The sequence below is a fragment of the Rhodohalobacter sp. SW132 genome (assembly GCF_003390325.1).
Lineage (GTDB): Bacteria > Bacteroidota > Rhodothermia > Balneolales > Balneolaceae > SW132.
The window spans coordinates 1-14,857 of record NZ_QUOK01000006.1; the positions used below are offsets into that span (position 1 = coordinate 1).

Consider the following 14,857-nt stretch of genomic DNA (forward strand, 5'->3'; position numbering starts at 1 on the left):
GTTAACCCTGCAGCAACTGTACCTGATATTCCCAGATCGGATGCCGCCGATAGAAAGAATTGCTGACGGGGGCTAGCCCCCGTCAGCAAACAATGACACACTTCGCTGAACACTACCATTGACACCTTTGATTAAAGCCACAATCAAACATGGTATTTCTGTCCACATCAAGCTGCACCAGAAATAAACCCCTTCAGGACCAAACGCCAATCACTGCTTCCAAGCCCTGAGAAATACCATGTTTTACCCCAACATCAATCCTAACCCTCAAACATGGTATTTCTGTGCACGTCAGGCTGCACCAGAAACAACCCCCTTCAGAACCAGACACCAATCACAATTTCAAAGCCTTGAGAAATACCATGTTTTACCCCGGCATCACTCCCAACCTCTAAACATGGTATTTCTGTCCACTTCAAGCCGCACCAGAAACAACCCCCTTCAGAACTAAACACCAACCAATGTTTCAGAGCCCTGAGAAATACCATGTTTCATCCCAGCATCACTCCCAATCCCCAAACATGGTATTTCTGTCCACGTCAGGCTGCGCCAGAAATAAACCCCTCTAGGACTATACGCAATCACTGTTTCAAAATCCTGAGAAATACCATGTTTCATCCCAGCATCAGTCCCAATCCTCAAACATGGTATTTCTATTCACTTCAAGCTGCGCCAGAAACAAACCCCCTTCAGAACCAGACACCAATCACAATTTCAAAGCCCTGAGAAATACCATGTTTCACCTCAACATCAATCCCAACCCCTAAACATGGTATTTCTGTCCACGTCAAGCTGCGCCGGAAACAAACCCCTTCAGGACCAAAAACCAATCACTATTTCAAAACCCTGAGAAATACCATGTTTCATCCCAGCATCACTCCCAACCCTCAAACATGGTATTTCTGTCCACATCAAGCTGCGCCAGAAATAAACCCCTTCAGGACCAAACGCCAATCACTGTTTCAAAATCCTGAGAAATACCATGTTTCATCCCAGCATCACTCCCAATCCTCAAACATGGTATTTCTGTCCAAGTCAAGCTGCACCAGAAATAAACCCCTTCAGGACCAAACGCCAATCCCGATTTCAAAACCCTGAGAAATACCATGTTTTTGTTTCATGTTTTGTTTCATGTTTTGTTTCATTAGGGCTTCTGTTTTACCAGGTCCATCGGTACAAACGGGGACTTTTTTGAACCCAATGCTCTTGATCAGGATACTGAATCCGCATGTTTACCAGCGGCCGGAAAAGTTTATTATGAATACGAGCCGGTGAAATGTACTCACTGATACCCGAACCCTGGTAAATCGAATCATCCATCTGCAGCATCAGCCGGCTGAAAAAACGCTGGTAAAATGGACCATCATCAATAATGCTGTTTTTCTGGATTAGAAATCGAATATCTCCATGCTTTTTTTCGATTTTCCGTGCAGATTTCAATCCAAACAGGTTCACAGAAAAATCGTCCGTTTCAATACCATCATCGAGAAACAGAATCTCCCCGCCCGGCCCAATAATCCACCCATTTGAGTGGTATTCGTCATTTTCATTCATCAGGTAATAAATCAGAGTTCGGTCGCCAAAATGAAGCCGGCCCCAGTACCAATCTTCGAAGCTATCCCGCAGCGGTTCGTTTCCTGTGTTATGATCGTGATATCCGAGTCCGGAAAAGCTGATTGTTTCTTCTTTAAATCCGCGAATCTGTAACGTCCCCTGAACTTTTGCCTGTGGCTGCACCAGATTCCACCGGTGGCCCTGGTCCCTTGTATTTTGACTTTTTTGAATCTGAATCGGGTTTAGAATCGATTCAAACACCAGTTCTCCTTTCAGTTGATCACCATTCGGAACGGTTTGATCCAGCGAAAGTCTATAGCACAATTTTTGACCTGCTATCTCCCGCTGAAACGTATTCTTTTTCACATGTCCCTCAGGCTTTCTGGCTGAAAAATCAGCCTCACCTGGTTTCACTTCTTCAAAAGAGTAAAATACAGGCTTCCCATCCCGGTAAACCGACAGGCTGATCGCGGGATATTGTTCTGCAAGAGGATACTTGTCATTCTGGAGGGCATCTAAATAACGGCGGGAAAACGGGTTTCCATCATAAAATATCACTACAATAGAGTACACTTCGTCGCTGGATACTGCATCAAAATACCACCATTCATAACTTCCGGGATTGATTTTTTTACTGCGGACATCGAGATCTGTGTCTGATAAAATTTGCATATGGTCACGAATGGTACGTTTTTCATATTCGTTGCGTCAAACAAATTACAACATAACGAACTGTTTCACACCTGATACTCACAATTTTGACCGATCCTTCCACCCTTTTCTGGTTAAGTGCTTTTTCACTTGCCTACTTGCTGGTTACTTCCTTTATCTTACTTCGGAACCGTCTGGAATTCACATCGCTGCGGTTTGAACAGTCTGATTCGATCCACTCAGATTTCTGGCCAAAACTATCGGTCTGTATTCCAGCCAGAAATGAGGAGCGAAATATCGTCTCATTGCTTACATCCGTCTGTGAGCAGGAATATCCGAATATTGAACTGCTGGTACTGGATGATCATTCCACAGATGCTACTGCTCAAAAAATTGAAAAGGTTTCGGCAGAATATCCCGGCAGAATACGATCAGTAGAGGCTGCTGAAAAACCAAAAAATTGGCTTGGAAAACCGTGGGCCTGCCACCAGCTGGGAAAAGAGGCAAGCGGAGACATATATCTGTTCCTGGATGCCGATACCCAATTAAAACCCGGAATGCTCACCTCCGTTGCATCGGCATTTTCCAGGCATAAACTTGATATGTTGACCGTTTGGCCCGAACAGATTACTCTCACATTCTGGGAAAAAACTATTGTGCCGCTAATTTATTACGCACTTCTCACTCTTCTCCCCTCAATTTACGTATACCGCTCTCCCCGATGGATTCCATCTTTTTTGCAAAAGAAAACCGACCCTCTCTTTGCCGCAGCTTGTGGTCAGTGTATCGCTTTCACTTCTGCAGGCTATGAAAAAACAGGAGGTCATGAATCGGTAAAAAAACAAATTGTTGAAGACGTTGAACTTGCCAAACGAGCCAAAAGAAATGGGCTAAAGCTGCGGATGTTCGAAGGTGTAGGATCTATACGCTGCAGAATGTACCGGTCGGAAAACGAGATATTTAACGGGTTACGTAAAAATTTCTTTCCCGGATTTGGCCGCTCTGTGCCACTATTTATCATAATGGGGCTCATCCACCTAATTGTGTTTGTACTGCCATTTTTTCTCCTGCCTTATTCACTTGTTATTGCATTTCCGGCACTGCTGTTTATGAGCGTTGCCTCCGTTTCAATCATTCTGCTGCACCGGTTTATACTATCGGTCTGGTTTAACTGGAACCCGCTCTATGGATTTTTGCACCCGTTAGCCGTGTTGTGGTTCCAGAGACTGGGAATTGTTTCGCTGATGGATCATTTCACAGGCCGAAAGGTAAAGTGGAAAGGGCGTGATGTTTGAACATCCGGTCTCCATTTGTTATAAAAAAAATAATCTGCTGTATTCTGATAAATATTCATTTTAGATTTGTAAACAGATGGTATTTTTCATTGAATTGTAACATATTTGATGTATGAGAAAGATCATTGAAAAATTTCTTCGCTATCTTGAAGTTGAGCGTAATTCATCGCATCATACTATTATATCCTATCAAACTGATCTGGAACAATTCTCCGATTTTCTGGAGAACCAGGATGAAAACAATGGCGAAGAACCTGACCCGGGCTCTGTCACCCGACTTGATATACGACTGTGGCTGGGCGAGCTTTCCGGTAACGGATTAGCCAGAAGCACTATCGCGCGAAAAGTAGCCTCAGTCCGTTCATTTTTTAAATATTGTTTTAAACGCGGTCATATTGAAAAAAATCCTGCACATTTATTGATCATTCCCAAACAGGAAAAACGGCTGCCACAGACCATCAAACCGGTGGATATTGAATCCATGATGGAGCTTGCCTCGGGCGATTCTTCATCTGAAATTCAGAACCGATCGATTCTTGAGTTGCTTTTTGGAACCGGAATCCGCCTCAGTGAACTTACACAGCTGAATCTGGCAGATGTTGATCTGCATAGAAGTCAAATCAAAGTTCTTGGTAAAGGAAATAAACAGCGAATTGTACCTCTTGGAACGCATGCTTTACACAGTTTAAAGAAACATCTTGAACACCGCACGGTATTATATGGTAGCCGCACAGACGGCGATGCAAAAATAGCAGTTTATCTGGCCCCGGGCGGCCAGCGAATTTACGCCCGATTTGTTCAGAGGGTGGTAAAATCGTTTATTGAAAGAGTAAGTGAAGTATCTCAAAAAAGCCCTCATGTTCTAAGGCACAGTTTTGCAACACACCTGCTCGATGCCGGTGCTGATATACGTGTTATTAAAGAACTTCTGGGCCACACAAATTTATCTGCTACTCAGATTTATACACATACCAGCGTAGAGCATTTAAAGAATATTTATAAACAAGCCCATCCAAGGGCAGAACATTAACTTAAACCGTAAAAGTCTATGAAAACGACATTCACAGCACGCCATTTTGATGCGAGCAGAGATCTTCAACAGTTTAGCCTTGACGCCGTTGAAAAACTGGAGCAGTTCTTTGACAAAATCATCGTTTGCGATATTGTATTACAGCCAGGCCAGGATGATGATAATCCTTACCGCGCCGAGCTGAATGTAAAGGTTCCTAAAACGCTGCTGAATATTTCAGAAGAAGCTCCCTCCTATGAGCAGGCGATGAACAGTGCTGTGGAAACGGCGATACGTCGTATCCGAAAATATAAAACCAAACATTTCGAGCGAAACTAAGCTCCTCTATGTCATTTCAGAACCAGAAACCCATTCCGGGCAAAGAAAAAATCGCTGTAGCATCACTCATCGATAAATTTCGAAAGAAATTAAGGGTTGAGCTAAAACTGCAAAGCGGTGAAAACAGAGCAGACCAGATCTTTATTCGAGATGTAGATCTGCACCGTCCCGGATTGGCCCTGGCCGGGTATATCGACCTGTTTACCTATCAAAAAGTTCAGATTATCGGGAATACTGAATCCAGGTATCTCGAAAACCTTTCGGAAAGTGAACAGGTCGATTCTTTTAAAAAAGTTACCTCATTTGACGTTCCTATCTTTATTTGTACTGCCGGCAATAAACTGCCCGATTCCCTTCTACAGATCGCGCGCGACAGGGACATTCCAATCGCATATACGCCGGTTAAAACCTCAAAATTCATGTTTCTTCTGCGTGATTTCCTGGAGGACTACTTTGCCGTTCAAACCATGATTCACGGAACAATGGTTGATGTGTACGGCATCGGGATTCTCATCAGTGGTAAATCAGGTATCGGAAAAAGCGAAGTGGCGCTTGATCTGGTGGAACGCGGCCATCGTCTTGTATCCGATGACGTGGTCATGCTTACAAAAAAGAGCAACATACTGATCGCTTCCGCAACCGAAATGAATAAACATTTTATGGAGATTCGGGGACTGGGCATCATCAATGTCATGTCGATGTTCGGAATTCGTTCCATACGCTACCAAAAGCGTCTTGAAGTTATTCTTGAGCTCAATCTTTGGGAAGATTCTCAAAATGTTGAGCGTACCGGCCTGGATAATGATCAGGATGAAATATTAGACACCTTAATACCTCTCATCAAATTGCCGATAACACCTGGTAAGAACATCACTGTAATTGCAGAAGTAATAGCTATGAACTATCTGCTTAAGCATTACGGCTATGATGCAGCTGAAGAATTTCAAAATAAAGTTCATTCACATATTGCCAGGAAAAAAGATGGCCCCGAGATGCCTAACAGGGCCGTTGAATACTTTGAAGGTGATTTCGAATAAATTTAGTAACAAATGACGTTCGAATTACTCCTGTATACAGGGAGATACTAATCTCACTTTTAAAGTTGGCTTACGATTTTTTAAAAACATAAACTTATGTCTACCCAAGATCACTATGTCTATGATGAAGACCAGTGCCGTTTCGTACCGGTGACATACGGTAAGAAAGAGCGCTACCTTCATACTTTTTCTATCTGGCTTATCAGCAGTGTCGTTTTTGCCTGTGTGGGACTTGCCGCACTTTCAAAAAATATTGGAACTCCGGCTGAACTTGCCCTTCTGGCTGAAAACCGTATTCTTGTGAGTCAGCTTGAAACCACTAAAACTTCCATTCTCACCCTTGAAGATAAAGTTCAGGGAATTGCCGAAATGGATAACGAAATGTACCGATCCGTACTCGGTATGGATCCGATACCGGATGAAAAACGTCATCCCGGTACCGGTGGTGCAGACATCTATTCGGAATTTGATCTCTACAGTGAAGACACCTCTGAAATTTTAAAGTGGACCGCGTCGCGACTCGACAATCTTGAGCGCCGTATAAATGTTCAGCAGATGTCTTTTGATGAAATCCGTGAATTTTACAATAATAACCAGGAACGGCTCCGCCACGTACCCGCTATTCGTCCGCTTGATGGAATTCTGCTTAGTGGATTTGGCATGCGGATCCACCCCGTTTTCAAATATAAAAGAATGCACGCAGGCGTTGATTTTCGCGCCGAGATAGGAACAGATCTTTTTGCCACAGGCGATGGAGTTGTAAAATATGCTTCACGACGCGGCAACTTTGGGAACCTCCTGGTTATCGATCACGGATTTGGAATTGAAACTAAATATGCTCACCTCTCAGGTTTTGCCGATGGTATACGTGTGGGATCTGAGGTAAAAAGGGGAGATATTGTTGCATATTCCGGCAATACAGGCCTCACAAATGGCCCTCACCTTCACTACGAAGTTCATGTGAATGGTCAGCCTGTGGATCCGCTTAACTACCTCTTCGCGGACGTAACACCGGAAGAGTACCTGATGTACCAGGAAATTGCACGTACAAATCCAACCTCGATGGATTAATAATCTTTTCGTTGTACTGAGACAATAATCTTAAAATAAAAAAAGGTGAAACCGGCCATAGTGCTGATTTCACCTTTTTTATTTTTGATTGTACAGCACTCTGTTATCGCCTCTCCAGGCACGAAAACTAACCCGGCTATTCCGCAATATTTTTGAGATTCATGTTACCCGTCGAACTACAGTAATGTGTATACATTATTCTGAGTTGATAAGGATTACACAGGATTCCGCAGATTCGGGTGCAGCGATTACTGTCAAGAAATTTATACCTTAATTTCGTTTACCCAAGGTTTAAATGCAGCGGAAAAGAATTGCTAAACACCTGTAATCTGTTCTCGGTTCTTACATTTGACGGATATCACAAAACAGTCCATCGAAACGTTTCATCTCGCACTTCCCCGATGGGATCCTGTTGGAAGATACGCGATCTACTGTCCTTAGCAAAGGCAGGAGATGCCACGCCGGGGCGTGGCATGACAGTAATTGTTGACGAATTAACTTAACTAAGGCCTTTGTTGGACTGTTTTTGCCATTTTTTAAATCGTATCAGGCCTGCAGGACGACGAACGTTTCCACTGCCACATTTAACTTCACCATTTCTGAGAGACACCGTCACGAGACTTACTGAGATGTTCGGCCTAATTGTAAGTGATCCAGACTCGCAGGCTGATGAACATTGTTCGTAACTAACGGGCTTATCATGATAAAGAAGAGATTGCCACAGAATGTATGATTAACCCATTGCCGTATCACGGCTGCACTATTATACAGGTCATCGGATGACAATCGAAAATCGAGGGGTTAAGGAACCGGATCAATTTTAATATTCACTCATCCGATGGCTGGCAACTGAGTATATACCTTTGACTCCGCGTCATTCCAGAAAATAGATTCATGATTCAACACTGTTTGATGGGACTTGTTGAATCAGGGTTCAAATAAAAAAGTCCGTTCGGAAAGTAATCCGGACGGACTTTTTAAAATATTTTCTGGCAAGGAATCGTATCGATAGCTCTCTGGAATTCAGCGCGCTATCAGGCGGTCTGTTCTTTTTTATTCTTGGTGCTGGAATGAGAATTGAACATAAAACCGCGCTTTCGAATCGTTTCTATATATTCATATTCAGAATGTTCGCGGATTTTCTTGCGCAGATAGCTGATGTACACATTAATGTAGTTGGTCTGTGTATCAAAATGGATATCCCACACGTTTTGCGCGAGTTCTTCCTGGGAAATAACTTTATCGCGATTCTTCATAAAGTAAACCAGAAGATTGAACTCGTTGTTGGTCAGCGGCACATTTGTTCCCTGGATCCTCATCTCCCGGTTGATAAGGTCAACCTTCACGTCTCCGCATGAAAGCTCCTTTTCAAGCTCTTTGGAGCTTCTGCGGGCGATCGCATCAATCCTTGCCATCAACTCTTCGCTGTTGAACGGCTTTGTGAGATAATCATCTGCGCCCACATTCAGCACCTTGATCTTCACATCCGTTTCGTGTTCAGCGGAGAGTACAAGTACCGGTGTAACAATGCCCTGCTCACGTATTTTAGCGCAGACATCGTACCCGTTGCCATCAGGAAGCCGAAGATCCAGCACGATCATGTCAAACTCATCTGAAAACGCGAGTCTTTCACCTTCTTCTGCTGTTTCAGCAATGGATACAGTATTTCCTTTGTGCTCGAGAATTGCCTTGACCAGAGTACGAACCGTTGGATCGTCTTCTACGACAAGGATACTCATTGCTTTTTTATCGTCTGTTGATGCAGTCATAAGAGTATATCAGATGATGGACTTATTAAACTTTGCTAATGTAAAAAAAAAATGACTAAAATTATATTGGCTTCTAATTGTAGCCCCTATGGCTCAGCCAATCGATTATTCTTTCGATGCCGGTATTCGAAAATGTGTGAGTTTCCTCAATTTCAACGAAAGTGGCATCTACCCCGTTACTCCTCAATACTTCCATTTCTTTTCTTTGAGGAGCGGGTTCTACCATGTTATCGTCAATTCCGTGCAAAGCTAAAATGTTTTGGTGAGAAATTTTCCGGTAATCTCCAATTAGAAGTTCAGATTTAAACCTTGCACCATACATAATCAACTCATTTACCTGCTCAGGATTATGTATTGCATGATAACCTGCCAAATAGCCACCCATAGAAAATCCGATAATACAAGTTCTGTTACTGGAAATAGCACCCGTCGTTCGCTGGATAATTTGCCTTATAAACCTGGAGGCATGATCAAGCGAAACCCGAAATTGTTCCTGTTCCCCATCATACATATACCATGCTCTGCCCCAATCTTCAACTTTTTTTTGTCCTTTTCGGTCGTACAGTGGATAAGGCCCCTGAATAAACAGATGATAGGCAGAGAGGCCCAACATCGGTATACATTCTGTTTTAAATGATTTAATATTCTTTCCAAATCCATGCAGATATACAATCAGTGGTTTTTCAGCTTCTTTTTTACCGGTCTCGAGAAGCTGGTAGGGTACCTGTATTTTAAACCCTGCTTTTCCTGATTGCAATAATTCAGCCTCAGATTCTTTCATATATAACTACAACTTTATTTTTTCTGGATATTCAACGTATTCAAGGCATAATCCATGTGACGGTGCAGAGTAGGCTTTTTGTCTGACTTCTTCACCCCTTAATAAATCTTCAAATTTCCCTGTCTCCGCTTTGCCGGTTGCTTCTCGCACCATTGCACCTGTCAGCCGTCGGACCATATGCCTTAAAAACCGGTTCGCTTGTACGCGGTAGCAAAGCATTCCGTCATTTTCAAACCAATAGCTCTGCGATACCGTACAAATAGTTGTCATATTCTCAACTTCAGGAGGGATACAGAAATTCCTGAAATCATGTGCCCCCAATACTTTACCAGCAAGTTTTTTGAGAACATTCCTTTCGATTTCGTATCCGCAATTCCATGAATAATGCCTTCGCAGCGGTGATTTTCTCTCCATGATCCGATAAAGATATGATCTGGACAGTGCATGAAATCGGGCATGGAAACCGGGATCAGCCAGAACGGCATCCGTCATGGCTACATCAGGAGGAAGAAGTCCGCGCATGGCATGGATGAAGCGGTTTCTCTCAGTTTCATCGGGAAGATCGGCGTGGGCGGTCTGAGCCATGGCATGTACTCCGGCATCTGTTCGGCCCTGGCCGGCAATATCCACATCAAACTGAAAAAGAGTTGAAAGTGCCTCCTCGATAACCTGCTCAACGGTTCGACCCCTGGGCTGTTTTTGCCAGCCGCTAAATTTAGTTCCGTCGTATTCAAAGGTTAGCTTCCAGCGTTGCATCTTAAAAGCGAAAAGAAAGATTTGCAACGATCCCGGTATCTCCGCTGCCAATTGGATGCACCGGTGTGAACACAAGTTCGGGACTACTCGCCATGTTCCGGGCCCTTCGGTAGGCGCTGACTGCACTTACGGCACGGTTAACCACCATGAGTGCTGCAATAGCGGGAAGCTGGTTTCTGGCATTGTCGCTCTTTTCACGCAGTTCCTGGTATCGCTGACGATCTTCGGGAGTCTTCCACTCCCACCGGTTTTCGGGTGAATCTGCAAAGAGTTGGTCCCAATTCCGGCTCCGCAGCTGAAAATCGTTGTATTCGGCGAGATTATCGTGTTGTCCCAGTGCCAGTCGGAATGCACGGGAGCGATCATGAATGGCAACACCTGCCTTGTGATTGGCAAATGTTAAATACTGATCCTCAAGATTTCCTGCGCGGGCTGTAAATCCAAAATAACTTCCGATCAGAACCAATTCTGCTCCGAGATGTACCTGGCCTCTCAGCCAGTTGTCACTGTCGTTGTAATAATGCCCCCAGCCCGGAACAGCAAGAGATCGAAGAAAAGAACCGCGCGGATCAGGCTGCGCCTCCGCCTGGATGGGTATCCAAACCAACAGTCCCGCAAGCAAAATAATCGCTGTAGAAAAGGATCTGCGGGATTGTTGAATCGTCTTCAAAATTTAGCCAAGGTATATATTAATTATAGTTTATCAGATGAATTGTACGAATATTATTCTTCAGATTCATCATCCGAATAGTTCTCCTGTGTTTTCTTCTCCCGAGACCAGTGTCGGAAAATCGAAATGGTAAACCCGCCCATCAGCAGAAATGTCCCGAGCCATACGACCGATACAAACGGTTTGATTTCTGCGACTACGAGAATCCAGTCTTCTTCGAAATCTTCAAGGGTTCCGTTGATCGTCAGTTCGATCGATTCATCCTCGGGAATCAACCGTGAAAACTGTACTTCCATCTCCCACGCATCAATCGCCAGACCGGGTGAATAGGTAAAACTCCTGCCCTCTTCTGTATATACAGCAAAAAGCGGTTCAACTTCGTAGGCGCGCCCGCTCGAAATGTTTTCTACACGTATGAGCGCACGAATTCCAACCTGTGTATTATCGGGCAGATGCTCTTCTGATGCCGGCCTGAAATCAACAAAAGATAAAGAAAAATCACCCGCTTCGACGGTTTCCCCTCGCGTAAGTTCTACTTTCTGTGTATCGTCTTGCGGCTCCTCATTTCCTGAGACAGGCAGCAATTGATTCTGGCGTTCAACCCGCTCATTTTCATTTGCTACATACCGGCTGCCGGCTACATAAAAGTAAATATCGCTAAGCAAGCCGCTTCGTACATGCGGATCTACCGACCACTCGATGTTATCCCTGGACGAGGTTGTAAGCATCGGGTAAACCACCGGGTCCATATAAAAAGGACTTCCACCGTCTACAGGCTCGAACCTGACCCGGTATGATTGCTGCCCGGGGCGGGGAGAATCGGATACTTCATACCCTTCATAGGTAACCATCCAGCGTTCGTTTATCAGTTTTGGACGATCAATCTCCAGCTCAAACATCTCCACCGGCTGAGTGACCGGGAATCCTTCTTCATCATACACATCACCCTGGGCTATTCTTGCATTGTAGTCTGCAGCGCGCTGATCGAGCAGCGGTTCGGTATATACAGATGATGCGATTATCCCGAGCAGCAGCACACCAAAACCGATATGGTTTAATGAGCCCCCGATCAGTTTCGGCTTTCGTTTTAACAGATCAAACAGTATTGCACCGTTACCAAACACGGCAAACCAGGCCGCAAAAATAAATACCATATAATAGATGTTTCTTACATCACCCAGAATTATCGAAAGTATTGAGGCGATGGACGTAAGAAGCAGCGGGACGACTAAAATTCCGGCAAGGGATTCCCATGTATATCTTTTCCAGAAAAGATGCTGGCCAATCACAGTGAAGAACGCCATGATAATGGCAATAGGCATGCTCCAGTTATTGTAGAACGAAATTTCCGGAGGTGTGGGATTATCAACGAAAAATCGCCCGATGATTGGTGAACTGGTTCCAAATATAATTACAAGCCCCATAATCAATAGCAGCATTGACCCGGTAAACGTCATGAACTCGCGGCTCAAAACCGTAGACTCTTTTTCAGGGCTTGGCAGCTCTCTGTACCGGTAGAGATAAAAACCGATTCCGAGGAATGTCATCACTAAGATGAATAGCAAAAGTTGACCGTACAACCCAAGATCCACAAAACTGTGCACAGATTGTTCACCCAGTACGCCTGAACGCGTTAAAAAGGTTTGATATACAATCGCAATGTAGGCCAGAATGGATAAAAATATTGAGGCTTTGTGCGCCCTTGAGCTTTTCCTCTGGATAATCATGGCGTGAATTCCCGCAGTTCCGATCAGCCACGGCACCAGGGATGCATTTTCTACGGGATCCCAGGCCCAGTATCCGCCAAACGAGAGAGTTTCATATGCCCAGTATCCGCCAAGAAAAATTGCAGTAAGCAGTGAAAGGTTTGCTGCGAGAGTCCACGGTAACGCAGGTTTAATCCATTCGTGATAGGTTTTTGTCCAGAGTGATGCGATTGCAAACGCAAAAGGAACCGTCATCATAGCAAAGCCGACAAAAATAATCGGCGGGTGAATCATCATCCAGGGACTTTTCAGCAGATCATTCAGACCGGAACCGTCAGCTGGAACAAAATCCGGATTAGCCTGGATAAATGGTGCGTTGGGCATTTCCATTGCGATCGTTCTGAAGGGAGATGCACCGATGTTGATTCCAAAAAAGTTCCATCCAACCACCATGGAGAGGAGAAAAACCTGTGTGAGAGCCATCACCGCCATCACCGGAGCTTTATATGGGGTTCGTGTCCACTTTATCAGCCCGATTCCAACGACAAAGGAGCATATAATCCAGAGCATAAAACTCCCCTCCTGTCCGCCATAAAAAGCAGAAAAGAGATATTGAGTCTCCAAATCGAGGCTGGTATAGTTCCATACATAATAGTATTGAAACTGATGGGTCATAATCAGGTAGATAAGAATACCTGAGGAGATCAGCAGGGTGACTCCCTTAGTTCCCCAAAGCCAGTTTGAAACACGCTCAATTTTTTTGTTGTTGCTGTATGCCGCGTAGGAATAGGCGATCATTGCGGCAATTGAAGCAATAAACGACGCCGCAAGAAAAATGTGCCCGATTGTACCTGTCATAAATCTTAACCTTCTTCAGCGCTTGTAAATTCTATCTCACTGGCATCGTTGTACTTAGACGGGCACTTCATCAGCATGTCATTTGCATAGAACGTGTTGTTCCGCATCTCGCCAATTACCACCAATTGAGTGGCCTGCTCGAAATTATTCGGTTTTGGCCGCGGATATACAACACGGCGCACATTTCCATCTTCATCTTTCATATGAAATGAAAATTGCATCCTCTCACGGGAGAAGCCCCATTCCTCGGAATCATCCCAAACGCCAACCACATGAGATGACGGACGATGTTCCGCTTCAATAAAATTAACGTATGTATCGATACTATTACCAAAGTTATACATCAAAAGAGATGTAAACAGTACAATAGCCCCTATTCCCAAATATAGCTTAATGTTCATTTTTCAGAATCTTGTTCTAACGTTTTTTCGAGTTTAGCTACTTTTTTATCTACTCTTATCATGAAAAAGAGCAGTACGAACCAAATGATCAGGCTGACTCCCAGCACAACAAAAATGAGATCATTTGAACTCATGAATTGCACAAATGCAGATGCCTGCTCTGTGTTTTCCATGGCAGTCCATTGATCTGAGTAACTCGACGTGAGTGTATCAACGGACGATTCCTGTAAATCTTTTACTGCTGATGCTGCTGTTTTCATACCTGAGCGGTCGTGCGGTCTTTAATTTTTTTATATCTGTTCATAATGTCCATCATCCAGATTGCCAGCCCGATAAAACCGATAACTGCCGGGTAAAATATAAGCCGAAGCTCGGGTGCGGTCATGTCGCTGAATGCCGGATTACCTTCTGCCCCGGGGTGCAGACTTGGAAGCTGCCTTGGGATGATGTATAAGAGGAAAGGTACGGTTGTAACTCCAAAAATATTGTACACAGCCGAGATTTTCGCCTTTTTTACATTGTTGTTAAATGCGGAACGCAAAATAAAATAGGCCACAAAAATAAGCATTGAGAGTGCAGAAAGATTCATACGGGGCTCTGCAAACGTCCACCAGGTTCCCCAGGTAAAACGTGCCCAGAGTGCTCCGGTCAGGAGTCCGCAGATACCAAATGTAAGCCCGACTGCAGTTGCTGTTTCTGCTTTTCGATCCCACTTCAGATCCTCACTATTCAAATATCGAATACTGAAAACGAAAGCCATTCCAAAAGCAATCATCATCGTAAACCACATCGGTACATGCAGAAATAAATTCCGGGCCGTTTCTTCCAGAATTGGAATGTGTGGTATGGATATTAAGAATCCGACTGTGATGACCAATGTCATCCAAACGGCTACGATATACTTCCAGACTTGCAAAGCAGAGAGATTTATGTGATCGTTGTTAGCTGATTAATATACCC

14 protein-coding genes are annotated in these 14,857 nt (G+C 44.1%); 5 read left to right on the forward strand and 9 right to left on the reverse strand.

Going from position 1 to position 14,857, the window contains the following annotated elements; genetic code table 11:
• Positions 1-1,158: 1,158 nt before the first annotated feature.
• Positions 1,159-2,226: a hypothetical protein gene (locus DYD21_RS12225; RefSeq protein WP_116037155.1), complete on the reverse strand. Its 1,068-nt coding sequence runs from the start codon at positions 2,224-2,226 to the stop codon at positions 1,159-1,161.
• A gap of 86 nt (positions 2,227-2,312) precedes the next feature.
• Between DYD21_RS12225 and DYD21_RS12230 the strand changes: the two genes are divergently transcribed.
• The 5 genes from DYD21_RS12230 to DYD21_RS12250 all read left to right on the forward strand — a co-directional run bounded on the left by DYD21_RS12230 (position 2,313) and on the right by DYD21_RS12250 (position 6,956).
• On the forward strand, positions 2,313-3,500 hold the full coding sequence (locus DYD21_RS12230) for a glycosyltransferase family 2 protein (RefSeq protein WP_158551614.1): 1,188 nt from the start codon (positions 2,313-2,315) through the stop codon (positions 3,498-3,500).
• Between the two features lie 112 nt (positions 3,501-3,612).
• Complete coding sequence (locus tag DYD21_RS12235) at positions 3,613-4,530, forward strand: tyrosine recombinase (protein ID WP_116037160.1); 918 nt, start codon at positions 3,613-3,615, stop codon at positions 4,528-4,530.
• 18 nt (positions 4,531-4,548) lie between these two features.
• The gene (hpf, locus tag DYD21_RS12240; RefSeq protein ID WP_116037162.1) at positions 4,549-4,848 is read left to right on the forward strand and encodes a ribosome hibernation-promoting factor, HPF/YfiA family; all 300 of its coding nucleotides are present in this window, start codon (positions 4,549-4,551) and stop codon (positions 4,846-4,848) included.
• 8 nt (positions 4,849-4,856) lie between these two features.
• The gene (gene hprK, locus DYD21_RS12245; RefSeq protein ID WP_116037165.1) at positions 4,857-5,885 is read left to right on the forward strand and encodes an HPr(Ser) kinase/phosphatase; all 1,029 of its coding nucleotides are present in this window, start codon (positions 4,857-4,859) and stop codon (positions 5,883-5,885) included.
• A gap of 96 nt (positions 5,886-5,981) precedes the next feature.
• Entirely contained in the window at positions 5,982-6,956 is a 975-nt protein-coding gene (locus DYD21_RS12250) for a M23 family metallopeptidase (RefSeq protein ID WP_116037168.1), read from the forward strand.
• A 1,034-nt stretch (positions 6,957-7,990) separates the two neighbouring features.
• On the opposite strand, the gene DYD21_RS12255 is transcribed toward DYD21_RS12250, so the two are convergent.
• From DYD21_RS12255 to ccsA, 8 genes are all read right to left on the reverse strand, one after another.
• A complete protein-coding gene (locus DYD21_RS12255; protein WP_233505539.1) occupies positions 7,991-8,725 on the reverse strand; it encodes a response regulator transcription factor in 735 nt (244 codons plus the stop codon).
• A 73-nt stretch (positions 8,726-8,798) separates the two neighbouring features.
• Positions 8,799-9,506: an alpha/beta hydrolase gene (locus DYD21_RS12260; RefSeq protein ID WP_116037170.1), complete on the reverse strand. Its 708-nt coding sequence runs from the start codon at positions 9,504-9,506 to the stop codon at positions 8,799-8,801.
• A 6-nt stretch (positions 9,507-9,512) separates the two neighbouring features.
• A complete protein-coding gene (gene truA / locus DYD21_RS12265; protein WP_116037173.1) occupies positions 9,513-10,262 on the reverse strand; it encodes a tRNA pseudouridine(38-40) synthase TruA in 750 nt (249 codons plus the stop codon).
• Between the two features lies 1 nt (position 10,263).
• Positions 10,264-10,932, reverse strand: a complete 669-nt coding sequence (locus DYD21_RS12270; protein WP_147303578.1) for a hypothetical protein — start codon at positions 10,930-10,932, stop codon at positions 10,264-10,266.
• Between the two features lie 53 nt (positions 10,933-10,985).
• Positions 10,986-13,496 carry a heme lyase CcmF/NrfE family subunit gene (locus tag DYD21_RS12275; protein WP_116037179.1) on the reverse strand — a complete coding sequence of 837 codons (2,511 nt, stop codon included), beginning with the start codon at positions 13,494-13,496 and terminating at the stop codon, positions 10,986-10,988.
• Between the two features lie 5 nt (positions 13,497-13,501).
• The gene (locus tag DYD21_RS12280; RefSeq protein ID WP_116037181.1) at positions 13,502-13,897 is read right to left on the reverse strand and encodes a cytochrome c maturation protein CcmE; all 396 of its coding nucleotides are present in this window, start codon (positions 13,895-13,897) and stop codon (positions 13,502-13,504) included.
• Positions 13,894-14,157 carry a CcmD family protein gene (locus DYD21_RS12285; protein WP_116037184.1) on the reverse strand — a complete coding sequence of 88 codons (264 nt, stop codon included), beginning with the start codon at positions 14,155-14,157 and terminating at the stop codon, positions 13,894-13,896. Before DYD21_RS12285 ends, DYD21_RS12280 begins: the two co-directional genes overlap by 4 nt.
• Entirely contained in the window at positions 14,154-14,813 is a 660-nt protein-coding gene (gene ccsA, locus DYD21_RS12290; protein WP_233505540.1) for a cytochrome c biogenesis protein CcsA, read from the reverse strand. The genes DYD21_RS12285 and ccsA overlap by 4 nt, the downstream gene beginning before the upstream one ends.
• Positions 14,814-14,857 lie beyond the last annotated feature (44 nt).